The 23,778-nt window shown below is 28.6% G+C and carries 22 protein-coding genes; 17 read left to right on the top strand and 5 right to left on the bottom strand.

Annotation, left to right across the window (positions count from 1 at the left end; genetic code table 11):
* Positions 1-262 precede the first annotated feature (262 nt).
* The 10 genes from FIA58_RS04625 to FIA58_RS04580 all read left to right on the top strand — a co-directional run bounded on the left by FIA58_RS04625 (position 263) and on the right by FIA58_RS04580 (position 10,385).
* Positions 263-601, top strand: a complete 339-nt coding sequence (locus FIA58_RS04625) for a nucleotide pyrophosphohydrolase (RefSeq protein ID WP_140960534.1) — start codon at positions 263-265, stop codon at positions 599-601.
* Positions 598-2,790, top strand: coding sequence for a DNA/RNA helicase domain-containing protein (locus FIA58_RS04620; RefSeq protein WP_140960532.1), 2,193 nt, complete (start codon positions 598-600; stop codon positions 2,788-2,790). The genes FIA58_RS04625 and FIA58_RS04620 overlap by 4 nt, the downstream gene beginning before the upstream one ends.
* Positions 2,791-2,828: 38 nt before the next feature.
* Entirely contained in the window at positions 2,829-4,016 is a 1,188-nt protein-coding gene (locus tag FIA58_RS04615; RefSeq protein ID WP_140960530.1) for a hypothetical protein, read from the top strand.
* A complete protein-coding gene (locus FIA58_RS04610) occupies positions 4,016-6,334 on the top strand; it encodes a hypothetical protein (RefSeq protein ID WP_140960528.1) in 2,319 nt (772 codons plus the stop codon). The genes FIA58_RS04615 and FIA58_RS04610 overlap by 1 nt, the downstream gene beginning before the upstream one ends.
* Before the next feature lie 148 nt (positions 6,335-6,482).
* Positions 6,483-7,586 carry a PD-(D/E)XK nuclease family protein gene (locus tag FIA58_RS04605; RefSeq protein WP_140960526.1) on the top strand — a complete coding sequence of 368 codons (1,104 nt, stop codon included), beginning with the start codon at positions 6,483-6,485 and terminating at the stop codon, positions 7,584-7,586.
* Between the two features lie 21 nt (positions 7,587-7,607).
* Positions 7,608-8,141 (top strand): hypothetical protein, encoded by a 534-nt coding sequence (locus FIA58_RS04600; RefSeq protein ID WP_140960524.1) that lies wholly within the window; start codon positions 7,608-7,610, stop codon positions 8,139-8,141.
* 65 nt (positions 8,142-8,206) lie between these two features.
* Positions 8,207-8,344: a hypothetical protein gene (locus FIA58_RS04595; RefSeq protein WP_165928837.1), complete on the top strand. Its 138-nt coding sequence runs from the start codon at positions 8,207-8,209 to the stop codon at positions 8,342-8,344.
* Positions 8,325-8,918 (top strand): hypothetical protein, encoded by a 594-nt coding sequence (locus FIA58_RS04590; protein ID WP_140960522.1) that lies wholly within the window; start codon positions 8,325-8,327, stop codon positions 8,916-8,918. Before FIA58_RS04595 ends, FIA58_RS04590 begins: the two co-directional genes overlap by 20 nt.
* A 595-nt stretch (positions 8,919-9,513) precedes the next feature.
* On the top strand, positions 9,514-9,966 hold the full coding sequence (locus tag FIA58_RS04585) for a hypothetical protein (protein WP_140960520.1): 453 nt from the start codon (positions 9,514-9,516) through the stop codon (positions 9,964-9,966).
* Positions 9,967-10,187: 221 nt separating this feature from the next.
* On the top strand, positions 10,188-10,385 hold the full coding sequence (locus FIA58_RS04580) for a YqaE/Pmp3 family membrane protein (protein WP_140960518.1): 198 nt from the start codon (positions 10,188-10,190) through the stop codon (positions 10,383-10,385).
* 85 nt (positions 10,386-10,470) lie between these two features.
* Here FIA58_RS04580 and FIA58_RS04575 read toward each other — a convergent pair whose 3' ends face one another.
* The 3 genes from FIA58_RS04575 to FIA58_RS04565 form a co-directional block, all read right to left on the bottom strand.
* Positions 10,471-11,307: a Cof-type HAD-IIB family hydrolase gene (locus FIA58_RS04575; protein ID WP_140960516.1), complete on the bottom strand. Its 837-nt coding sequence runs from the start codon at positions 11,305-11,307 to the stop codon at positions 10,471-10,473.
* Between the two features lie 188 nt (positions 11,308-11,495).
* The gene (locus FIA58_RS04570) at positions 11,496-13,337 is read right to left on the bottom strand and encodes a transthyretin-like family protein (protein ID WP_140960514.1); all 1,842 of its coding nucleotides are present in this window, start codon (positions 13,335-13,337) and stop codon (positions 11,496-11,498) included.
* Between the two features lie 333 nt (positions 13,338-13,670).
* Positions 13,671-14,753 (bottom strand): ligand-binding sensor domain-containing protein, encoded by a 1,083-nt coding sequence (locus tag FIA58_RS04565; RefSeq protein ID WP_140960512.1) that lies wholly within the window; start codon positions 14,751-14,753, stop codon positions 13,671-13,673.
* 129 nt (positions 14,754-14,882) lie between these two features.
* On the opposite strand from FIA58_RS04565, the gene FIA58_RS04560 reads away from it, so the two are divergent.
* Positions 14,883-15,791: a winged helix-turn-helix domain-containing protein gene (locus FIA58_RS04560; RefSeq protein WP_140960510.1), complete on the top strand. Its 909-nt coding sequence runs from the start codon at positions 14,883-14,885 to the stop codon at positions 15,789-15,791.
* 21 nt (positions 15,792-15,812) lie between these two features.
* On the opposite strand, the gene FIA58_RS04555 is transcribed toward FIA58_RS04560, so the two are convergent.
* Both FIA58_RS04555 and FIA58_RS04550 read right to left on the bottom strand, forming a co-directional pair.
* Entirely contained in the window at positions 15,813-16,370 is a 558-nt protein-coding gene (locus FIA58_RS04555) for a DUF6642 family protein (RefSeq protein WP_140960508.1), read from the bottom strand.
* A gap of 31 nt (positions 16,371-16,401) precedes the next feature.
* Positions 16,402-17,679 carry an APC family permease gene (locus FIA58_RS04550; protein WP_140960506.1) on the bottom strand — a complete coding sequence of 426 codons (1,278 nt, stop codon included), beginning with the start codon at positions 17,677-17,679 and terminating at the stop codon, positions 16,402-16,404.
* Positions 17,680-17,834: 155 nt separating this feature from the next.
* Here FIA58_RS04550 and FIA58_RS04545 point away from each other — a divergent pair, with 155 nt between their 5' ends.
* The 6 genes from FIA58_RS04545 to FIA58_RS04520 all read left to right on the top strand — a co-directional run bounded on the left by FIA58_RS04545 (position 17,835) and on the right by FIA58_RS04520 (position 23,777).
* Positions 17,835-18,395, top strand: a complete 561-nt coding sequence (locus FIA58_RS04545) for a 2'-5' RNA ligase family protein (protein WP_140960504.1) — start codon at positions 17,835-17,837, stop codon at positions 18,393-18,395.
* 90 nt (positions 18,396-18,485) lie between these two features.
* Positions 18,486-18,902 (top strand): SseB family protein, encoded by a 417-nt coding sequence (locus tag FIA58_RS04540; protein WP_165928848.1) that lies wholly within the window; start codon positions 18,486-18,488, stop codon positions 18,900-18,902.
* A 192-nt stretch (positions 18,903-19,094) separates the two neighbouring features.
* Positions 19,095-20,633, top strand: coding sequence for a hypothetical protein (locus FIA58_RS04535; protein WP_140960500.1), 1,539 nt, complete (start codon positions 19,095-19,097; stop codon positions 20,631-20,633).
* A gap of 593 nt (positions 20,634-21,226) precedes the next feature.
* Positions 21,227-22,090 carry a helix-turn-helix transcriptional regulator gene (locus tag FIA58_RS04530; protein ID WP_140960498.1) on the top strand — a complete coding sequence of 288 codons (864 nt, stop codon included), beginning with the start codon at positions 21,227-21,229 and terminating at the stop codon, positions 22,088-22,090.
* Between the two features lie 304 nt (positions 22,091-22,394).
* Entirely contained in the window at positions 22,395-22,949 is a 555-nt protein-coding gene (locus FIA58_RS04525; RefSeq protein ID WP_243754634.1) for a DUF4255 domain-containing protein, read from the top strand.
* A gap of 12 nt (positions 22,950-22,961) precedes the next feature.
* Positions 22,962-23,777 carry a hypothetical protein gene (locus tag FIA58_RS04520; RefSeq protein ID WP_140960494.1) on the top strand — a complete coding sequence of 272 codons (816 nt, stop codon included), beginning with the start codon at positions 22,962-22,964 and terminating at the stop codon, positions 23,775-23,777.
* Position 23,778 lies beyond the last annotated feature (1 nt).

Here is a 23,778-nt window from a genome sequence, read left to right as displayed (position 1 = left end):
TGCGTCTTATATGATGATTGAAACAAATGGGAAACGAAATAAGAGAGACGCCAAGCATGGCGCCTCTACGGATGATAATTTAAAAAACAAAATTGGGGTACCATTCCAAAGGCATCGAACAAATATATTTTTATATCCCTTACGGAAAACCGTAAAACAATTTGTTTTGCGGTTTTTATCTTTGTAAAAACAGGTAGAAATACCTGTATGACTATTGCCGAAATGGTTTATTTTTGGTAGGTTTGAGTAAACGAATGAAATAATGGAAGAGTACAAAAAAGTAATAGAAGAATTAATTAAGTTTAGAAACGATAGAGATTGGGAACAATTCCATGATTCTAAGAATTTAGCATTGGCTATTTCTATTGAAGCTGCCGAACTGAATGAACTTTTTTTATGGAAAAAAGATAATGAAACTGAAAATGTAAAAATTGAAAAATTAAAAGAGGAATTAGCAGATGTTCTATCCTTTTCGTTTTTATTAGCAGAAAAACATAACTTAAATATTTTTGATATAGTTCTTGAAAAAATAAAACAAAACGCAGAAAAATATCCTGTTGATAAAGCAAAAGGAACTGCAAAGAAATACAACGAACTATGAATCAAAGCCCTGACTTCTCCATCAAAAAATTTGACTTTGATTTTAACCTAGTTAATGAATTTAATACTATTCATCAAGTAAAAGATTTATGGCCTGTTGTTTATATTTTAAGTGATGAAAGTGTTAATGAAGCTTATGTAGGTGAAACTACTGATGCTTATGCTAGAATGAGTAGTCATTTAAAAAACAATATTAAAAAGAAGCTAACCGCAGTACATTTAATTCTGAGTGATAAATTTAATAAATCGGCAACATTAGATATTGAATCAAATCTTATTAAATACATTTCTGGTGATGGTCAATACAAATTAATTAATGGAAATGTCGGTTTAGCCAATCACAATTACTATCAAAAAAAAGAAGTGTATTGGGATATCTTCAAATCCATATGGGATAATTTAAGAGCTGTTGGAATTGCTAAGCATCCTATTGATTTTATTGATAATTCTGATTTATTTAAATACTCTCCTTATAAGACTTTATCCTCTGAACAAAAAAGTGGTCTATTAGTTATCATGAAGAATCTTTTAGACAATACTTATAAAAATATTATTGTAGAAGGTGGTGCAGGAACAGGAAAAACAATTTTAGCAATCTTCTTATTTAAATTATTGAATACTTCCAATGAAGATTTTAATTTTGAAGAATTTGGAGATGATGAATTACAGTTCATGGATCTTGTATTTGAATTAAAAAGAAAATATCCAAACCCTAAAATGGCATTAGTCGTACCGATGTCCTCTTTTAGAACTACTTTGAAAAAAGTCTTTAAAAATATAAAAGGATTAAATGCTAATATGGTTATTGGACCAGCTGAAATTGTAAAAGATACTTTTGATATAGTGATTGTTGATGAATCACATCGTTTACGAAGACGTGTTAATTTAGGAGCTTATTTTAGAGCTTTTGATGTGGTTTGTGAAAAGTTGAATTTAGACAAACATACATGTAATGAATTAGATTGGATAACAAAACAATCTGAAAGTGCTATATATTTTTATGATGAAAACCAATCTATTAAACCTTCTGATGTAAAAAAGGAAGATTTTGATAAATTGAAAGTAAATAGTTTAACCAAAATAGAATATTTAAAATCACAATTTCGATCAAGAGGAGGAAATGAATATGTTAATTATATTTCTAATTTATTGCAATGTAAATTAGCAAAATTAGATACGATTTATAACTCTAAAGACTATGAGTTTATCTTGTTTGATTCTATTGAAGATATTTTAAACGAAATAAAATCTAGAGATAAAGAAAATGATCTTTCAAGATTAGTTGCTGGCTATTCTTGGCCTTGGATGACCAATAAAAAGGAGGCTAAACAAGACTATGATATTGAAATTGAAAACACGCGATTAAAATGGAATAGTACCAATATTGACTGGGTGAATTCTGAGAATTCAAGAGACGAAGTAGGTTGCATACACACTACTCAAGGCTATGATTTAAATTATACAGGAATAATTTTCGGAAATGAAATTACTTATGATAAAGAAACTAATGAGATTAAAATTTTAAAAGAAAATTATTACGATGTCAATGGAAAACAATCTATTGTTGACCCAGAGGAATTAAAAGATTTTATTTTGAACATATACAAAACCATTATGCTTAGAGGGATAAAAGGTACTTATGTCTATGTTTGCGATAAAAACCTAAGAGAGTATTTTTCTCAATTTATGCCAAAATTCAAGACTAAAAAAGAGTCTGTGTTTTTAGAAGAAGAAAAAGTTACTCCTTATGTTAATAGCATTCCTCTTTATGATTTAAAAGTCGCTGCAGGAAATTTTAGCGAATTACAAACCATTGATGATTGCCAATGGATAGCTTTACCAAAAACTTACAAACCCTCAAATGATTTATTTGCTTGTCAAGTGATTGGAGAATCTATGAATAAAATAATTCCAAACGATTCCATTTGTATGTTTAGAAAATATACTGGTGGTTCAAGAGATGGAAAAATTGTATTGGTAGAACACACCAATATTCAAGACCCTGACTTCGGTTCAGGATATACAGTAAAAGAATACAGAAGTAAAAAAAATATTGAAAATGATACATGGAGTCATGAATCTATTATTTTAAAACCGCTCTCATTTGATTCAGCATATAAAGATATTATTTTGGAAGAAGATGAGTTAAGTAGTTTGAAAGTGATCGGGGTTTTTGAGTGTGTTTTATAAAACAATAAAAAACTGCTTCAATATTATAATTATTTAAAATGCAAAAAATACCAAAGACTTTAACAGTAGAAAAAATAAATGAACTATATAATGAATTATATAGAGACACTAAAACTTTTGATTTGTTACTACCAAATAGTATTTCAAGTTATGATTTTGGAATAAGTTCTCTTTTAATTCAATATATAAATACATGGCTAAGGCTTAGGTCTGGAAATTTAATTATAGAAACCAAAGAAGATTATTCAGATTTACAAGATGTTATAAATCAGGACTATGTATTTCCATGTGTTATAATGGCATGGGACAATGGAATTTTTGATTTAAAAGGGAATGATATAAAACATTTGATTAAACCTATTAATGAAGAAATTGCTGACTCAATGCAATCACTAGAAAATTTCCCTCTAATGAATAAAGAATTCAAGCAACAAAAAGGATTCAAATCATTACTTACTTGCTTTGACCATCTTCCAAAAGAGAAGGGATATTTAGATTGTTTTTATTTAAACAATAGTTTTATTCCTTCAGATGAATATTTAATGAATTCATTAGAAGATACTTTAAATTATGTATTAACATTTAATCAATCTGCTAGAGAAAAATTACTTCCAATAAAAAAAGATTTAGTTAGCATAATTTTTGAATTAATGAAAAACACACATGATTGGGCAAGAACTGATAATAATTCAAAAATGCTTAATCCAAATAACAGAGGCTTGTTAATGAAATTTGTTAAAAAAACAAAAGAAAACTATATAGAAAACTATAAAAACCATAATGGATTGAAAAGCTATTTTGATAGTTTTTCAACTAATTTAAAAGATGAGTTGTATTTTATTGAAATTTCAGTATTCGATAGTGGAATTGGTTACGTAAACCGTTTTACTTCAAGTGATGCATTACCCAATATAGATGAACAAATTAATATTGTTAAAGACTGTCTCATAAAGCATAATACATCAGATAAAACAATTGAAAAAGAAAATAAAGGAATTGGACTAGATAAAATTATGACTGTTTTAGATAAAAAAGGAGTTTTCATTTTGAAAACAAACAATGTATTTGTTTTTAGAAATATGAAAAAAAATCCTTATGTCCAAACTCAAAATAAATATGAAATTGAACTTTTTGATTATTACACATTTGAAAGTAATCATTTTACCTATAATCACAAAAGTGTAGGTACAAGTTTTACAATTGTATATCCAATAACTTTAAGCTAATGAATAGTTTTTATATATATCGTTTTGAGCATAAAAAAAATAATGAAAATGGAGAAAATTATGATTCTTCTACAACAGTAATTTTCTGCCCTGGAGAAAGTATAAACAATACAAACCTTCAAACTGAGATTAGATTATTTTATGAAAAATATCATCATACTGATGAAATAATTGTTATTGGTGGTAATAATATTAAAGATGAATTGATTGAAAATTTTATTACTAATCAAAGTGATACTTTTAAGTATCTACATAAAGTTGATAAAGATTATTTAGCTTCTCATTTGTTTGTATTTGCATTCAATGCAAATGGCTCTTTGATTCCTTTAAATAGTAAGACAATTTCTGATAATCTTGAGAAAAAAATATTAAATGAAGGCTCACAAAATATATTTATAAATAGAGGAGGATTTGTTGAATCAAAAGGAGCACATCATTTTGTTTTTCCTTCAGGCAAACACTGTAATAAATTTTTAAGAACAGGTAATATTCTTTTACATAGTTCTGAAATATATTTTATTGGATTCACTTTACTTAAATTTTATAATGTTGAAAAACACAACCAAATATATTGTGATACATCCTCAATAAACACAATTGCTTTTTCACTAATTGATTTGAAAAGAAGGCTAATTGGTAGTGAAAATTTTAAATCAATTCCAATAGAAAGTTTTTCTTCATATACTGGCTTACAGAGTTCTAAGAAAATTAATTATCCAAAAGCATTAATTTTAATTTCTGCATCAACTTCTGGCAATATTTTAAAAAAAATAAAAAAAAATAACAGATTAGCCAAAAAAGAAAATATGATAATTCTTTTTTATTTAGGCGATGAAGAAGCTTATATAGAAAATGAAAACAATATTCTTTGTAATTTAACAAAGAATGATGTTTATAATCCAACAGGAATAGATTATTATGACACTTATGATTCTAGTGACTGTATACATTGTGACTCTGGTTCCTATCCAGTAAATGTTATGGGAGATGTTTTTTTATTAGAAAAACCCAAAATTAATCCGATAACTTTAACTGTTAGAGATGTTCCTAAAGATTTAAGCAAGTTTGTTTACGAATTTAAATCTGTTGAACTATCAAAAAATAATATTTTTAAAGTTTCATACAAAGAAAACGAAAGAGAAATTAACAAAAAGTATGAAATTTATTTTGATTTTTTAGAAGTCATTAAAGATATTAAAAATAAAAAATATAAAGCATTTTCATCTAAATTAGATAATTATATAAATCAATATATACCAAGTAATACCAAATATTTAATTTATTTAAATGATGAAGGATCTAAAATTTTAGCTGAAAGAATATTATATAAGATTAAGCACAATTACAATGTGAAATTTCTTCCTGAAATGATTTCTCAAGATGAATTGGATAAAATAAACCCTAAAGATATAGGCTCAGTTGTAGTAGTCGCTTCATGTATCTCAAATGGTAAAAATTTACTTTATTTGAGCAGATCTTTACGTCCTATCGATGGGTTAAGAATTATATATTTTATAGGTTTAACCAGAACTATAAATGAACAACATTTAAATTTCCTAAAAAGCAATTTAAAACAAGGCAGATATGGTATTGAAACTTATACTTTTATAAATGTATATAACTTTTACATGATTAATCAGTCTATAGATACTACATGGTTAAGAGAAATAGAGTTTTTGAGAAATCTTAAAATTTTCAATGAAGAAAAAAATAATGATAAAAAAATATTTAATTTTTTAAATTCTCGAATTAATTACCTTGAAAATGGTATGAACGATCAATCTAGAGGAATGTCAAATCAAATATTTTATCCTAATTTTATAAAAGAAGAAGAATTAAAATTAAGAAAGAACTTTGCTTTTTTAAGTTTTAATGATTTAAGTCAATCAGATGTTTATTTTACTATTAGTTCAATTATTAACCATTTAAGAAATTCTAATGACTTAAATAGATGTTTAAAACAAACTGAATATGTTAGAAATATGATTGAACCAGGAAATTTTAATAGGTTCAATGATGGAATTATTCAAGCCTCTATTCTAAGAATAGCAAATAAAGATGAATTAGCATATAGTCTTGATTATGATTTAAGTAAAAAAATGTTAGATATATTATCTACAATGATAAAAAATTATAAAACTGATCAAGGAGAAGGATTATTTGAATTTATTTATGCTTTAGCAACACAAAATTTGACTTTATATAAAATTCATTTAATTGAAATTTGTAAAATGATTAAAGAAAACATAAATAATAATATTTATCTTTTTTTTATACTATATATTGAATCAAAAGTAATTCCAAATATTATCAATTAAATAAAGAGCATTTTATATTTAGCGATGTATAATAAAGAACAAAATCACAATTATTTAGTATACTCGATAGATGTTTATTAAAAGACGATTAATCATCAACAATGCCAAAATTTGCAATTGAAAAATTTGTAGGCAGATAATTATAAAAATGAACACAACACAAGAATTAGAAGATTTTATGAGTTTATCATTTCCAATGAATGTGGAATATGATATTACCTATCTAGATATTATTACAAGTCAAACAAAAGAAAATACTATTAGTAAAATTTATGCTTATTATTTAGATTTTAGAAAATCACCTGTAATATCTAATTGGTTCATTTCATCTTTATTAGCAATAATTGAGGAAAAATCAAATAAAAAACTAAACCTTATAGAGTACGTCGTTTTTTTAGAACATGCAAGCCTAGAAAATAAAGGAAGAATTGATATTGTTATAGAATCCTTTATTAGTAAATCAGTAATTATAATTGAGAATAAAATATACCATTGGTTAGGCAATGACTTAAATAATTATTGGGATACTTTTAATTATTATTCAGAAGAAAACAAAGTAGGAATTGTATTAGCGTTAACCAATTTACCAAGCAATAATCCAAACTTTATATCTATTTCCCATATAGAATGGATATCAAAAGTTGAAAGTCTAATTGATCCTAGTAAGATAAGTGTAAGAGAGAAAATTCATTTAGAAGATTTTATTACCAATATAAAATATATAACCAACCAAAAAAACATGAACGATAATGTAAAATTTTATCTAGATCATTCTAAAAAAATTGAACAAATACTTCAATTTAAAGAGGAAGCTACTAGATATATAAATGGTTCAATAAGTAATGTAGCATCTAAATATAATTGGGAAGTGTATGGCAACACTTTAAACTACAAGCAAATTTGGGATCAAAAAAATGATGTTAGGGTTTTCTACACCTTATTTCCAAATGAGATATTAAAAGATAAAATTCTAAAAATTGTCATAGAAATTGATGGACGAGCAAGGGAGCATTATGATAGCTTGATAAACAAATTAAGAGAAGATACTATATTTGATACAACTTTTATTGATACTAAAAAACAAAATAAGAATTATGCTCATCTTGGTTATGTATGTTATTCTTTAGAAGATGAAGATTTAAATAATTTTGAATCCTTCTTGAGTAAAAAAATTGAAGAATTAGAACCTAAAAGAAATTTAATTCTTTCAAAATTAATAGAATTGGGATATGAAAATAAAAAGACCATATAATTCTAAAATTAAAACTAAAGAATGCATTTAGAAAAATTCGCAAAAGAACTTGATATTAATTTCAAAAACACATTTGATGAAAACTCAATAACTCAAATTATTAATTTGGTTAAAGAAAACAAAACACCAATCAATAATTTAGTTTTACCTGATGCATTTGGTGTTTATATCTTTTTCTTAAAAAGAGAATTAAACTTTAATACTTTTCAAGAATTAGAAACTATATGGAAGGAAGAAGGAATAGATAAATTTCCTAAAGCAATTAAAAAGAATTTTAATGAATGTAAATCTGAAAATAGTTTTTATCCATTTTATATTGGAAAATCAGAACATCTTTCAACAAGAGTTGATGAACATTTAAATCATCATAAAACACACTCCACTTATGGAATGAAGTTAAATACTAGAAATAATTTTAAAATTGAAGATTTCTATATAGGTCATTGGTGTTTAGAAAATGTTCCTAATATCTCTCAAGAAGTAAAGCAGTTTATAATTACTACAATTGAGCAAAAAGTAAGAGAAAAACTAAAACCATTAATAGGAAAAAAATAAAAAGTATTTTTTAAATAGTAAAAATCATTTAGATAACATCTTATATAAATTTAAAAAAAAACAATATGGCATCGTGTGTACAATGTGGAGATTTTACAAAATGTAATGGAGATTATGAAGTAATTGTTTCTGATACAAATAATTTAGAATATATAATGAGTTTAATAAAACAAGCTTTACAAATTGAAAGAAACAATCAATAACTTTATTAATGAATTCAAAACAGAAATAGAAGAAATAAAAGCAGATTATTTCAAATTTGAATTTAATACATCTCAATTGCCAGATGTTATAGAATATACTCATAAAATTGATATAAGAACGCACAAAGAATTTGAAAAAATGTTTACAACTTTAGAGAGTGTTAAAACAAATTGTCTTTATTGGTTTTCTGCTAACTCAATAGAAAATGCAAATAAATTAAAGGAAATAATCTCTCTTAAAAAAGTTGAGTTATTCAGTGAAGAAAAAGAAAAATGCAGAATTTTACCTGCTGAGAATATAAATACTAATTCAACAGTTATTTATGTTGGAGTTAGAAAAGGAAGTGTTGCAAAAAAACAGAAAATCACAAATATTTCTGGAAGAATGGTTCAGCATCTTGGATTTTATAAAGAAGGAAGAACACAAGGTTTACAACTAGCTTATTATGCTAATTCTTTAGATATTGACTTAACACTTCATGTTTATTCTTTATTTGATTGTCCTGATGAGTATTTGTATATTTTGGAAAAAATATTTGCTAAAAAATTAAAACCAATTTGTGGAAGTCATTAACAAATGTATTCTTTCTTCAATGAATTTTATAATGAGATACTTTAAGGAAGTACTGTAACAAGTAAAAAAAAAGTTAAGTAAAATAATATATGGCAATACCTAAACACGATGATTTGCGAGTTCCTGTAATGGAATTATTAAAGAATAATGGCACAATGAAACTTTGCGATTTTAATCCGTTGAAATGTAAAGATGATATATAATTACAACGTATTCCAAACCGTTGAAAAAAAATGATTTTGTTTGTGGAGCTACGAGTGGGATACCTCCTGTCGTCGGCATGGCAAGATGGTGGAAAAGTTTTTTAGTGGTCAATGTTTAGTTTTCAGTTCTGGTTTGTGAAATTGATTTGTGGTGTTGCTTGTGAGTTCCCTCCTACGTCGGGATGACAAGATTGTGCGTAGCGTTTGATTGTAGAAGTGGTTTGCGGAGTTACTAATGCGATGCTTACAGCATGACAAGCTTGTGGATGAAGATTGTGGTTAAATTTTAAATGTACTTTGAAGTCTCGTAGAGACAATATATCAATAATAACTTTTTTTTAATATATTAGCGATACCGTATTTTAAATACTAACGTACTTAATTCTTTATTTATGAAATCATTTTTAGTTGTTCTTCTTTTTAGTGTGGTCTCAGTGGCTTCTTTTGGACAAGAGATAACCGATTTAGAAAATTATCCATTAAAGTCTATAGATGACTATAAAAAAGCGGAACCAAAAGTAGTAGAATGTGTAGATTATCTATTCAGTACTCCTGTTTCTAAGGAAGATAAAAATCGCTTAGAAGCCAATAAATTTATTATCCTATGGATGACTGGTACCGATTACACTTTTAGTGTGGACACAAAAGCAACGGAACTAACTGAAGGAAATGATGCCTTGTTTACCATGTATATGGCAGGTATGGCAAAGGTGGTCTTAGAAAGTGAAACTAAATTATCTGATGATGTCATTCACAATAAAGTAAGGGATATGCTAGTAGCGTACTGCAAAGAGGAATCGAATAATTGTAAACCAACGAGAAAGTTGAGAAAGTGGATGAAGTAGGCTTTTGTTGTCTGTTATGGGTTGTGGGTTTCCAAGTTTATGGATAATTAGGAATATTGATTTTTAACATTAATATTGAAGTTGACATTGCTTTTTGATATTGAAGTTGAAGTTGAAACTTACCCCACTCTTCATTTTTTTAAAGGTTTTTAGCTATTCTTAGTAACAAATCTTAAAAAACAGCTACTTATAATTATTAGAACCGTTTAAATTATTAGATCATGCGTTACGTTTTAGCCTTTTTCTTTCCTTGGTTGAGTCTGATTCTACAGGGAAAAATTTTATCAGGAATTATCTGTTTGATTCTTCAAATTACTATTATAGGTTGGATTCCAGCATTTTTGTGGGCTTATACGGCATTAAATAGAATGTATGAAGACAGAAGAACGAATAGGGTTATTCGAGAGATGAGGCGATAGGTTGTAGTTGTTAGTAAAGAGTGATTGGCTTTCGTTTGTGGTTAGTTGATAACTCATTAAAGCGATTTTTAAAAAATTATAATCTTTATTTTGCTACCTTATGTAAGATATTAGTTTCTATGTATTTGGCCACACCGTCTTCATCATTAGAAGCAATTACTTCAAGGTGGGCTAATTTGTTTTTTAATTTATCGGGTGCATTGCCCATAATTAAGGCTTTCTGTGTAGCTAGTAACATTTTTTCATCGTTAAAGCCATCCCCAAAACTGATTGCTTCTTCAAAAGTATAATTCTCTTTTTCTAGAATTTTGGCAATAGCATAACTTTTATCAATACGCTTGTCCATTAATTCAAGACAAATGGGTAAACTAAAACAAGTTTCAAAATAATTATGAGGTTGTGCTTTAATTAGTTGGTCTAATTGCTGTAATTTTTCATGATCGTCATCTACAAAAAGTAATTTTATAGCACTCAAGTCGGTTTCTGTTTTAAAATCTACTATTTGTGGTGGGTAATGCATTTCTGTTTGAAAACTGTTTAGCTTTTTGTTTTCTTTATTGGTTAACCAAACTTCTTCTTTGAATAATACGGTAGTAATGGCTGTATCAATATCCAGTGCTAAAACCGATTTTATAGCTTCGTTTTCTATATCGAAAGCATAATATAGTTCTTTCTCTGGTGTATGAATTCGGGCACCATTGGAAGTAACTAAATAAATGGGAACATCTAGACTTTTTGTGATATGCATCGCATCTTTATGATGTCTTCCCGTGGCTACAATAATACTATATCCTTGACGGTGTAGTGCTCTAAAAATGGATTGGGTATACGTTGAAATGGTATGTTCTGGAGTGAGTAATGTGCCGTCTAAATCGGTTACAATTACTTTAATTTTATGGCTCTCGTTACTTATTTCTAGCATCAAAAAGGGGATAATAACAGTGGATTTGCCTTCTTTTAAAGGGAAGGACAAAGATACACAAATTCTCTTGTAAGATGATGGCTTAGGAGAGTGTTCTACTAAATTTAATAGTAATTTAACGAGTAGTAGCAATAAAAAGGTTGCCTTTTCAGACAACCTTAACTAACTTGAAAATGATTTATTACCATTTATATATCGTAAAAGAACAATTGCTCTACTGGACCTACTTGCGATTGTTGGTTTCTTCCGTTATGTAAACGGGTTTGTGCGTATAGTTTTAGTGCATAGGTACATTTTTCCATATCTGCAGGTGGGTTGTTTATTGGTAAACTCAAATTAGCATGACCTGTTTTTGTGGGATCAGTATTGGCACTTAATGGCATAAAAGGAGCATCATTAATACCTCTATTTACAGATAGACTGTTGTTGTTCAAATTCAGTCTGAAGGATTGTAAATAAGGATGGTATACCGTGTATTTAGCATGAACCGTTCCACTTATAGGACTACAAAGCGTAGTTTCTTCTAATTCTTTAATGGCTAATATCATAAATAGACTATTGTTGTTCATAATTACTGAGTTCAATGTTTTACCATTTGTAGGTTGAATACTTATTGTTCCATTTGATAACAATTCTCCTATTTGAAAACGTATAGCAAATTTTTCTATTTGTATATGATTTGCTGGATTTATGGCTACACCTGCTGGTGTGTCTGGAACGTTAGGCTGTGATGTTAAAGAAGCAGTGTTTAAGGAAATTAAGGTGTCTGTATCAATTATCTTAAATAAGGATAAGTCGCTTGTAGCATAGCCATTATTAGTTAGAGTGCGTTCTATGGCATTAGTAACATCAAACCAACCTTCGACATCAAAATCAGCTTGATTACTTATAACTGGTAATGTGTCAAGCGTTCCTGTAGGTACTTTTTTATCTAGTTTTATTACTATACTTGCTGCAAATAAGCCTGGTGTTACTCCAATAATCTTAGTAAAATTAGCATCTGCCGGACTTGCAGTACCATTAGGTGTGGTAACATCACTAATAAGAAAGCGATATTTAATGCGATTGCCAGAAGTTGCTTTTAAAGGAGCTTGTCCTGTAAGTGCCACAGTACTGTATAATACATTTTTGTTTGCACCAGCATAACCATCTGCATCAAAATCTTGTACTCCTGTTCCAAAAGAAGCACTGAAGCTATCACCGAATCCTGTCCAAGCACTGTCAAAGGTGTCATTTTCATCAATTACATTAATTTCGGAACATAATTTTACACAGAGACAATAATCTACATTTTTACGAGCATCTGCCTTAGTTTCATCCACTAATTTTTCTCCAGCTAATGTAGCTTTAAAATAAACATCAGGTCCGTTTTGAAAGCGAAGTGGTAAACCTGGATCCGTTTCTACATTAATCCATGGTGATAAAAAGGTTTTCTTAAACGTCAAGGAATCATAGTCTATTCTAAAATGTCCATTAGAATCGGTTGTAGCAGATCCTAAATTATCATCTGTTATAAAATCAGCGTCCCATGCAGTAACAGTTGCTCCTTCAATAGGTTTGTTCGTTTCACAATTATACAATTGCCCACAAATAACCCATGCATCAAAATATTTCCCACGTATGTTACACCATACTTTAAATGGAATAACATAGTTCCAAATATCTAATTGCTGTGGATAAACTGTTGCTAAATGTAATTGTACAGGTCTTATGGATTTGTCTCTTTTTTTAGCAAATGGAACTGTTGGAATAATTACATCTATATCAAAAGAGTATTCTTGATACTTATCGTCAATTGAAAACTCAAAATTACCATTTGCATCGGTTGTTGTTTTTGCAACGAATAAATCTTTTCTCTTATTGGCTTCTTCTGCCGTTACTATACGAATGTCTTTCCCATAAGGTGCCTGCTCATTGGTTTCGTTTCCTCTTCTCCATGGTAAATAAAGTACTACCTCTATACCAAAAAGTGTTTCATAACAATCTTCACAAATTTGCCCGCGAAGATTTCCTTTAAATGTATAACTCATGTTTTACTTGTTTTTTTGCCTACTCTTTATTTACGGATTTTTGGCTTACTCCATTATTTGTTATTTATGATACAAAACTATTGGGAATAGTTCAAAAACAACAGAGGAGAAACGCCCATTTTAGCAAAGAAAAGTCCCTTTTATTTAGGGGTATTTCTCCACTAACTAATTAATTACTAACAAGTAGCAAATTACAGTAACGATTTTAAGTTGGTGAGGATTGAAAAGCTATATCAAACAAAAGTAAACGGATTTACCTCAATTATTTGGTGATACTTTTCCATCTTTTAAGTTTGAGTTTTATAAAGGAATAAAATAGAGGTAGTTTCTACTTTATCCCCAAGGTCCTTTCTTCGTAATATTTACAAAGGTGTTATTTTCCATTCGATAAAGTCCGTTGCCTCCTCCTATCCATAAACGTCCTTGTAGGTCTTCAAAAATAGATTGTACGGCATGAAGAGGTAGTTTCTCTTTTTTACTAAAATTAACCAAAGTACTGTCTTTATAACGATAAATGCCAAAACCTTCTGAACTGAACCAAATGTTTCCTGTTTGATCTTCATAAATGGTCCAAACTTCATTATTTCCAATTGTATTACTATTGGTATCAAAAACAGTAAAAGTTTTACCATCATATTTAGTGATGCCGCTCTCCATAGAACCAAACCATAGATTTCCTTTTGAATCTTCTAAAATACTCGTAACACTTTTGTCTTTTTCTCTTCCTTCTGGAATAAACTGTTCGAAACTTATACCATTAAACTTATAAGCATAGGAGTAATTAGTTCCTATCCATAAATTGCCTTTTGAATCTTCTGCAAAACTAATCACCGAACTATTAAAATCTTGACTAACATGCACTGGAATAAATTCAGAGCCAGTGAAAATGCTTAATCCTCCATAAGTTCCTGCCCAGATTTGTCCTTTTCTATCCTTATAAATACTCATTATTTTTCTACTACATAAATCCTTGCTGTTTCTGTAATTAAAAAATATTTTACCATCAAATTTAGAGATGCCTTCATTAGTTGCTAACCAAATATTACCTTCATTATCTTCTGTAATTCCTGTTATTTGGTTACCTGCCAAACCTTCTTTTGTAGAAAAATAGGTTATTTTTTCTCCATCATACCTAACGACTCCATCGTAGTTGGTGCCAAACCATAAATTGCCTTTTTTGTCTTGAAAAATTTTTCTAATGTACTCGCTTATTTGTAAAAATCGATCAGGTCGACTAGAATACTTTTCTCCATACCAATATTCAAAGTTTTTGTCTTCAATTTCTTGAAGGCTCTCTGTAGTGGTTGTGTTACTGCTTATAGCAAGCTTACTTTTTGAGTGCGAATTTTCTTTTTGCCCATTACAAGACACTATCATCAAAGAATAAAGAATAAAACCGAATAACTTGTTTTTCATACTGTTATTTATTAATTTGAAATTCAAAGCTAGGAGTATTCGCTTTTTTTTAAGTTTAAGAAGTGTAAAATAATGTAAATTACACTGTAAAAGATAGTAGCTACTTCATTTATTAAATACATTTGCGAAATGAATTTCTCTTTTAAAAAAATAATTACACTATTCTATATTGGTTTGTTTTTTAATTTGACTATAGGATTTTCTCAAGAAATGCCTTCGGATAGCCAAATGAAAGCAACCCTTAGAGTTATTGGCCATCAATTGTTATTGCATTCTAATGATAGCACCTCTCTTGTTTTACCTGTTGAAAAAGAAAATGAACGTTACAAAATTCATTTTGAAACAGACTTACAATTTGACCCAAACTATCTTGTAAATAATATTGATAGTATTATAAAAAATAATAAAATTGCCAAAAGCTATTTAGTGGAAGTAGAAGAATGTGAAACTAAAAAGATTGTATATAGTTACCAAATGGGTTGGCATAATACTATTGAATTAGTTCCATGCAGAGAACGAGTTCCTCCAAAAAATTGTTACGCACTATATATAACAATTCTAGAACTTTATCCTACACGCAATGAGAATTTAAATTCAAATAATGCTATAAAAGAAAGAGAAAATACTGAAGCTTCTTTTTCTATTTCAACTTTTACCATATTAGGATTAGCACTATTTATTCTAATTGCACTAGCTTATTTTATATATTTTAAAAGAAATAAATCCTCTTCTAAAGTTTCTGAAAGCATACCATTAGGCCGTTTTCTATTTGACAAAAGAAATATGACTCTTACCTACCAAAACCAAATCATTGAACTATCTAGTAAAGAATCTGATTTATTAGCTATTTTACAAAAATTTGAAAATGAAACGGTTGAACGTGATGTGATTTTAAACGTTGTTTGGGGTGATGAAGGAGATTATATTGGTAGAACATTAGATGTATTCATATCTAAATTACGCAAAAAAATAGAAGCAGACGCTACTCTTAAAATTGTAAACATAAGAGGTGTTGGCTATAAACTGGTAGTTAATTAAACTTTATTATAAATAAAATATTTAATAATACAATAAAAATCCCATAGTACTACACAAGGCATATTGCTTTTCATATAATTCTTCAACTAGTTCTACTACATCATCGTACTCTTGGCACAAAGCAAAATAAATCGTATCTAAAATCGTACTTAAAATGGGTACTTGTTTGCTATACCCAGAAATTGCCTTTGCACCTGTTACATCTAAGAAGTACTGCGCTCCTTCTTCATCTAAATCGAGTCGCATTAAATTAGCAAAATGGATGATCTTTCCAGTAAGTTTGCCTTCAAAAAATTCGGCAATTTCTTCTAGTGTATAATAGTAATCATCGAGTTCTATTCTGTTGCCATCTCCATCAAAAACTAGATATAAAATAGCATAATCTTTAAAATTGCGATCTTCATAAAGTAACAAACTCAAGCTTTCTTCTAAGCCTTCAATTGTATCGCAAGTTTTATAAATATTGGTAATTCCGTATTGAAAAGCTAAATTTTCTAAAGCTGGTAAAATAGCCGTCGTAGTAGAGCTATCTACATCTGCTACTCCTTCAAGGCAGTATATATATTTATCGGGATACATAACTGTATGCGGTATTTTTATTTAAAATTAATTAGTGTTGTTCTTGCTTTTTATAGATGAATTCCGCTAGGAAACAAATGCAAATTAATCCAAGCGATACCAATACACCTAATATATTAGTTTGGAATTGTTGCACTAATAGTACAATAGTAGCAATAGCACATAAGACAAACCCAATAAGTGGAATATATTTATTGGCATTAATCTTTTTAGCCAAACGAAAAGCAATCCAATTGACAATAGCAAAGATTAATAGAAACCCAACACTACCTGCTGTAGAAATGCTCTCTAAGTTAAGTGTATTGGCTAAAATTAAAGTAATTACTGCTGTAATTAATAATCCTATTGGTTGGTTCCATAATTTACTGGTTAAGTGATGTGGTAATTCATCATCTTCAGCAATTTCATAACTGACTCTTGTTCCTCCGTATAAAGAAGCATTAATAGCTGAAAAAGTAGAAATAAGTGCTGCAATAGTTATGACAGTAAATCCTATTTTACCAATCATGGGTTTTGCTGCTTCTGCTAGCACATAATCTTGTGCTTCTGCTATTTGTGCAAACGGTAAAGAACCAACCGTAACGATTGCGATAACAATATATAAAAGCATTACAAAACCTACCGAGTAGTAATAGGCTTTTGGTACATTTTTGTTTGGATTGTCTATATCTGGAACTGCATTGGCTATTAGTTCAAATCCTTCATAGGCAACAAAAATGACCATTCCTCCTGTCAACAGTTGTAAGGGTGTTTCCCAATTTGTAAGGGCTAGCTGGGAAACATTTGGGTTACCAAATAATCCATAAACTCCTAATCCCACAAAGCCAAGTAAAATAATGAGCTTTATAATGACCGCATAAGATTCTATTTTACTAACAATTGCCACACTGTAGTAATTAATTATAGTAGCTACAATAACTATTGCAGAAAGATAAATATGAAAATCGAATTGGGTATTTGAAGTAAGCTTTAGCAAATTAGGTGCATATGAACCAAAAGCGGAAGCATATAAGGCCAACATAACAATATAACTAACCCATAGCAAGTTATTGATTCCTCCACTAAAAACGGTTTTCCCAAAGCCTTCATTTATAAATTTTACAGTTCCTCCTCTATCTGGAAAAATTAAGGATAATTTGGCATAACTATAAGAAGTTAATAAAGCTAAAATTCCTGCAATGAAAAATGAAAGTGGTGTTCCTCCTTTGCTTAAAGAAACGGCTAATCCTAAAACAGCAAAAATGCCTCCACCAACCATACCTCCTATTCCAATGGATATCGCTTCTTTTAAACCTATTTTATCACTCATTAAATCTTATTTTTATACTGATTATGGCATCTAAATATATAAAAACTTTATGGGCTACTCTATTTTTCTTTACTTAAATTTGTATTTTTTGTGTACCAATTTTACTCCTATTTAAATAAACCTGGCATCTATTTTATTCTCAATACGTTACTAATATGATTCAAACTTATTCTCTAGCTTTTATACCTAATAAGGTTATTATTGATTTTGTAAAAGAAATGAAACAGAAATTGGCTACAGAAATTGGCTGGTTTCATAGTAAAAATGCCATGGCACATATTACAGTTTGTGAGTTTAAAATCGAAGAAAGTGCTCTTCCAATGATTGAACAACAAATAATACAAATTGCAAACGGTATAAAACCTGTAACAGCTGTTCTAGAATCTTTTGATAGTTATCCAAACGGAGCATTTTTTATAAGTCCAAATAAAGCTTCAAAGCAAGAACTAAAAGATATAATGAAACTATTTACTACTCGTTTAAAAGTACCTAATCCCTACAAAAGTAATGATCCTCATTTATCTATTGCCCGAAAACTAGATAGTCAAAAACTAGCTATCGCAAATTCACTTCTAACGTCTAAACCTCTTTCCTTCAATTGCAATAGTATTTCTTTAAGAAAACTTAACCTTGAAGTAAAACAATTTGAAATTATAAATACCTTTTATTTTAAAAATGAAGGTTTTAATGAAGGGATTCAAACTAGTTTATTTTAATCTTACTGATTATTTTAAAAAGAACATTCTATAACTCTTTTCTCTATTTTAATTTAATTCTTACTTTTGCCATTCTAAAAAATAAAAATGATGTCTGACAATTTTACTCCTGATAATTCGAATCTTTTAAAAAACATTAAAGCCTTTCAAAATAATCAGAAACAAGAAACTTTTATGGCTGTTTTTAACGAATTACAAGGAGAAAATGCCTTTTTAATTGTACCAACAGCTGAGCCTGTTATGGGAGAAAACAAAGATGAAAATGGCTGGAGTACCATTGAGAAGGGAAGACAAATGACTTTTACTTCAGTTTTTGAAGTTGAAGGTCAAAAAGTATTAGGTGCTTTTACTTCTCAACAAACTTTAATGATATGGGCGCAAGAAACGAAACCTTTTGTTTCTATTCCTGCAAAAGATGTTCTAGATATTGCTATGCAAAATGATATTAGTAAAATTATCATTGATAGCAATCAGGATACTATGTTTGTACTTGGAAGAAGTATTTAATTAAAAGTTGCTTTTGCTCCATAATAAAACAGATAAAGCTGATTAACAGTGTTTTTGATTTTTTGAAGTCTCCTCACTTCTAATTTTTTGTTTTACTATTTTTTTTAAAAACAGGTATTTTTACCTATATCTATTTGTTGTTAAATTGGTATCTTTGGAATACCAATTAAAAAACTTCTAAACAAACAAACAATGAAAAAAACAGTAGTACAATTTAGTATCCTTATCCTACTCGGGATAAGTTTTTGTGTTTCGTGTAAGCCCAAAGAAGAAGACAAGATTGAGCAAGAATTAGATTTAGCTGTTGTAACTAGTACTTTGCCTCAAGATGTTTTGCCTTCTTGTGTAATAGATTCAACAGAATTTAATTCCTGGTTTGAGTCTGGAAAAGCTACAGAAAATGGAACTGTTAATGCTGCTAATAGTGTGACTTTTGGACACAAAGACAATTGTGATTTTTACAAATGGTCTGAACAAATGTTTTTATGGATAACTTCACCCAGTAAAGTAGCTGGTAAAACTGTTTTTGAATCTCCAGTATTCTATACAGTTTCTTCAGAATTTGGTAATAATGAAAGAAAATTAATTCCACACACTCCTGGAATGCTATTAAGCGCTATGCCTACTTTAGAAAAAAGTATCAATGAAGATAGTAATGATAGTGAAGAAGGACAAGCTACTGGTGATGCTTTAATGTCTAAAGATAGTGTTATGATATACTACATTACAATGGTTAACGATGTGTATGCTCAATTTCTTTCTGCCGTGAATGCAGGAAAAATGGGTGGAAAACAATTTCCTACAACACAAGCAGAATTAGACAGTATCGTAAATTATGCTAAAATGAATAAGATGGTACTTCCAGATGCAAATGCTTTAGCTCTTGAACTTAAAACTTCATGGGTAGAAGCTAGTACTATTAACCCAAAGGAGTTAAGTAATTATCTTATCATTGATGCATACATTCCTACTTATAAAAAAACACCTACCAAATGGACTATATTGAATAAAACTATACAAGTAAAATTAGCTTTATTAGGAGTTCATATTGTAGGAAGTACTGCCGGACATCCTGAAATGGTTTGGTCTACTTTTGAACATCAAAAAACAGCACCTGCATTAAGTTATAGCTACTTAGATACAAATAATGCTATAAAAACTGTAGCTGCTAATACTGGTAGTGATTGGATTTTAAATTCGAATGCAAATGATACTGTTACTATCAATATTTCTCATATGAAATTTAAAGCGGATAGTATTTATGCTAACTTCAAAGGAGCACCTGCCAACAATACTGTTAGTCCAAGTAATTCTTCTAGAACTAAACCTTGGGGTGTTGCAAATGCTGGAGTTCCAAATCCTGAAAATGCAAGTGTAGAAGCATCTAATAGCCAAGTAATTTCTATTAATAATTCTATTCATTCTAAATTAGTAGGAAATGATATTCGAAAAAATTACTTTTTCATAGGATCAACATGGACAGACAGTGGATTGGCTCCAAATGGAAGTAGTTATTCTACTACTAATTCTGGAAGTGGTGTTGCAATAGGTACAAGTCAGTTAGCCAATTCAACTATGGAAACATATATCCAAAATGGCACAGGTTATAATGAAAATGGTTCTTGCTTTTTATGTCACTCTAATAATAATGGTTTAAAACCAACTGATTTGAGTCATGTTTATGGAGATATTATGAGATGGAAACAAGCTACTGTTGTTCAAACAAAATAAAATTAATTAAAATGTTTTAAAAAATGAAATAGATTGTTATCTTTCCGATTCTATTTTAAAACAACTATGAAGATCTAAAAAAAACCTCTTATTGAGATTAAAAAAAAACTGTAAGTAACGCTAGTTACTTTATAGTTTTTGTTTGTTTTTTGTTTGTATATGCTAGAAAGTTGAGATTCCGCCTCTCTTCTTTTTAGCATATCTTTTTTATATACATTTGATTGAAGCTAAAGAGAGTTTAAAAGTTTAGAAATATTCTAGTTTATAAGTAACTCAGAACTGGAATAAAATGGACTTAACCAAATTAAAATAAATTTGTTACCACTAGTTACATTATTAAAAAGAATAATTCAATTTATTTTTATTTTTTGTCCCTAAAAAAATAAAATATTTTTTAAAAAACAGGTATTTATACGTAATTTTATTTCAAGTATTTGAAATAAATTTGAAACAACCTAAGAAAAAATAAAAGCTGTGTTTTTTGTTTAGAAAGTGCTATTCCTTTTTCATTTGAAAAATTTTAGAACAAAATTCATAAATATTATAATAGACCCAATTCAAAAAATTGGCAATAAATATTTACGACAAAAACAATGAACAAAGAAACTACTATTATAATTGGATGTGATCAAACTGAGATACTCACAGATATTGTAGGTTTGATAAAAAAGATTCCCGACTTTTTAGTCAACATTATTACTGTTTCTCGTATTTCAGATTTATTAAATATTTCTAAATCAATTCATCCTGCATTATTAGTTTTCAATTTCAGAAGTAATCAAATTGCTATTAATAATTTTAATCAATTTGTAAACAAACCTGAAACTCCTATACTTTGTATTACTAAAAATTTTGATAGTGATTTTGACTCGTTAAACAGTAAGAATATTATTTTTACATTCCCAATTGAAAACATGACGAATAAAACGCATTTCACTTCTCTTATTCATTCTATATTTTTATTAAAAAATCAAACCGTACATTCCAATACAAAATCACTTGCTAGCCAAACTATCGAAAAAGATCTTTTAAACTCAGATAGAAACATGAGTCGGTACGTACTAGAATTAGATCAAAAAATAGAAGTACTGCATACTGTAAAAGAACGCATTAAAACTTTGTGTCCAACAGTAGATACTACTACAAGACTAGAATTACTATCAATTGTAAATGCCATAAAGACTTCAGCTTATGATACAAAGCTTTGGGATGACTTTAAACTGTACTTCGAAAAAACAAATCCTAATTTTTTGTTTGTACTCGCAGAAAGACACCCTAAATTAACCACTAAAGACTTAAAATATTGTTGTTACTTAAAGATGAATATGTCTAACGATGATATTAGAAGTTTATTAGGCATCAATCAAGAAAGTGTACGAACTCACAAATACCGTCTAAAGAAAAAAATGAGATTACAAAAAGATTTAGATTTGTATACCTATTTAAAAGCTATTTAATTGAACAAATTCTAGCCAAAACACTCATTTCCTCTTCTCTCCTCTATTTATTTTTAGATTTACTATTCTACCAAATATTTTGATAGAGCTGCTACACTTTTAAATTTAACCACTATTGCTATAATTTCATTACTATAAAGTAATATGTCTACGGTTTGTCTACAGCTTCTTTTAATCTGTCCACGAAAGGTACATAGTAAAACCATCCTTTACTTAAATAACTAGTTTAACTTTACTTCATTCAAAAATAAGTACTTAAAAATACTTTTTAGAAGATTAGATTATAAAAGAAAGTTATATGTTAATGAAATCACTCCAATTTACGACTAGTGTACTTGATCAATATATCAAGAATAAATACCAGTTGGATGAAAGCAAAGTGATTTTAAACAATATTATAGACGACAATGGAACAATACCTGTAAAAAATCAAAATAAGGTAGTTATCTCTTTAATTAACATTGAACAAGAAACGTTACAACCTTTCTATGTGCGCAATCAAAAGTTAGCTAATGGGAATTACGGTGATCTAAATCCTTCATTAAGATTTAATCTAAATTTATTGATAACCTCCTATTTTGACGATTATGATGAGTCTTTGAAATTTTTAAATTCTGTGCTTCAATTTTTCCAATCTCATGTTGTATTAGACGCAACTAATTTTTCAACTATTCCAACAGGTTTAAGCAAACTCGAATTTGAAATTGAAAAATTGAATTACAATCAAATGCATAGCTTATGGACTGCAATGGGTGCAAAATACAAGCCTTCAATTGTTTATAAGACTCGATTGATAACTATTCAATCTAATGACAACGAAGGCTTTACAACAGCCATCAATCAAATTGAAAACAATTAATGTAACTGAATTATGAACAATCAATACCATCTTCTTTTTTCACTTCATGTTTTTCATGATTACTTCAAAGAAGGAATATGCTCGAGTTTCATATTTCAACCCAATTCAGCAACAATGAATCTTATTAAAAGGTATGGGTTTAAAAGGAATATAGTTACTAATGGATTCGATTTTTATACCAATACAAACGGAAGTAGCATAGAGTACTTAAATTATATTGCAACAAATAGTCAACAAGCCTATTTTGAATTTGATCTTATTTTAACAGACCCTAACTTCATGGATTATACAGCAATTCCGATAGATTGGATAGGTCAACTCAGTTTTTCAAGTTCCAAAATGAAGGTTAAAAATGAAAAAAGAGTACTAACAACAACTTATTCTAGTGGTAGTAGCGTTGCTCAGATAGGTTCTCTTAAAGTTTATTTTAAAGATTTAATAGTATTACTAAAGAGTAATATACCTTGTCAGTATCTAATTACTTTTGAATCTAGAGCTACTCAATGGCGTTATTATATTATAAATAGTAGTAAAATAAAGCTGAACAACCCTTCATTAAATAGTAAAAACCCCATTACTTTTGAAGAACCTACAACAGTGACTATACCAAACGGTAAAGAAGCGCTACTCTTTTCTTCTGGTAAAAATTTTTTAAAAATAAGTGAAGTTTCCACATATAAATTTGACTTAGTTGACCAATTAAATACCACAAATTTGACAAAGAAAATAATTTTTAAAGGATTACCAAATCCAAGTCCTAAAAACATAGGTTTAGAGATTGAAGATGGTAAAAAATTCATTACATCGCCTATCTATGTGTATATATAAA

Source organism: Flavobacterium jejuense, assembly GCF_006491595.2.
Classification (GTDB): Bacteria; Bacteroidota; Bacteroidia; order Flavobacteriales; family Flavobacteriaceae; genus Flavobacterium; species Flavobacterium jejuense.
The sequence above is the reverse complement of the archived record's forward strand: the minus strand, read 5'-3'. Positions and strand labels throughout refer to the sequence as shown.

What these genes read in the sequence shown, in the direction of transcription:
- FIA58_RS04625 (WP_140960534.1), top strand. Translation starts at nt 263, where the DNA reads ATGGAAGAGTACAAAAAAGTAATAGAAGAATTAATTAAGTTTAGAAAC.
- FIA58_RS04620 (WP_140960532.1), top strand. Translation starts at nt 598, where the DNA reads ATGAATCAAAGCCCTGACTTCTCCATCAAAAAATTTGACTTTGATTTT.
- FIA58_RS04615 (WP_140960530.1), top strand. Translation starts at nt 2,829, where the DNA reads ATGCAAAAAATACCAAAGACTTTAACAGTAGAAAAAATAAATGAACTA.
- FIA58_RS04610 (WP_140960528.1), top strand. Translation starts at nt 4,016, where the DNA reads ATGAATAGTTTTTATATATATCGTTTTGAGCATAAAAAAAATAATGAA.
- FIA58_RS04605 (WP_140960526.1), top strand. Translation starts at nt 6,483, where the DNA reads ATGAACACAACACAAGAATTAGAAGATTTTATGAGTTTATCATTTCCA.
- FIA58_RS04600 (WP_140960524.1), top strand. Translation starts at nt 7,608, where the DNA reads ATGCATTTAGAAAAATTCGCAAAAGAACTTGATATTAATTTCAAAAAC.
- FIA58_RS04595 (WP_165928837.1), top strand. Translation starts at nt 8,207, where the DNA reads ATGGCATCGTGTGTACAATGTGGAGATTTTACAAAATGTAATGGAGAT.
- FIA58_RS04585 (WP_140960520.1), top strand. Translation starts at nt 9,514, where the DNA reads ATGAAATCATTTTTAGTTGTTCTTCTTTTTAGTGTGGTCTCAGTGGCT.
- FIA58_RS04580 (WP_140960518.1), top strand. Translation starts at nt 10,188, where the DNA reads ATGCGTTACGTTTTAGCCTTTTTCTTTCCTTGGTTGAGTCTGATTCTA.
- FIA58_RS04575 (WP_140960516.1), bottom strand. Translation starts at nt 11,307, where the DNA reads ATGCTAGAAATAAGTAACGAGAGCCATAAAATTAAAGTAATTGTAACC.
- FIA58_RS04570 (WP_140960514.1), bottom strand. Translation starts at nt 13,337, where the DNA reads ATGAGTTATACATTTAAAGGAAATCTTCGCGGGCAAATTTGTGAAGAT.
- FIA58_RS04565 (WP_140960512.1), bottom strand. Translation starts at nt 14,753, where the DNA reads ATGAAAAACAAGTTATTCGGTTTTATTCTTTATTCTTTGATGATAGTG.
- FIA58_RS04560 (WP_140960510.1), top strand. Translation starts at nt 14,883, where the DNA reads ATGAATTTCTCTTTTAAAAAAATAATTACACTATTCTATATTGGTTTG.
- FIA58_RS04555 (WP_140960508.1), bottom strand. Translation starts at nt 16,370, where the DNA reads ATGTATCCCGATAAATATATATACTGCCTTGAAGGAGTAGCAGATGTA.
- FIA58_RS04550 (WP_140960506.1), bottom strand. Translation starts at nt 17,679, where the DNA reads ATGAGTGATAAAATAGGTTTAAAAGAAGCGATATCCATTGGAATAGGA.
- FIA58_RS04545 (WP_140960504.1), top strand. Translation starts at nt 17,835, where the DNA reads ATGATTCAAACTTATTCTCTAGCTTTTATACCTAATAAGGTTATTATT.
- FIA58_RS04540 (WP_165928848.1), top strand. Translation starts at nt 18,486, where the DNA reads ATGTCTGACAATTTTACTCCTGATAATTCGAATCTTTTAAAAAACATT.
- FIA58_RS04535 (WP_140960500.1), top strand. Translation starts at nt 19,095, where the DNA reads ATGAAAAAAACAGTAGTACAATTTAGTATCCTTATCCTACTCGGGATA.
- FIA58_RS04530 (WP_140960498.1), top strand. Translation starts at nt 21,227, where the DNA reads ATGAACAAAGAAACTACTATTATAATTGGATGTGATCAAACTGAGATA.
- FIA58_RS04525 (WP_243754634.1), top strand. Translation starts at nt 22,395, where the DNA reads ATGAAATCACTCCAATTTACGACTAGTGTACTTGATCAATATATCAAG.
- FIA58_RS04520 (WP_140960494.1), top strand. Translation starts at nt 22,962, where the DNA reads ATGAACAATCAATACCATCTTCTTTTTTCACTTCATGTTTTTCATGAT.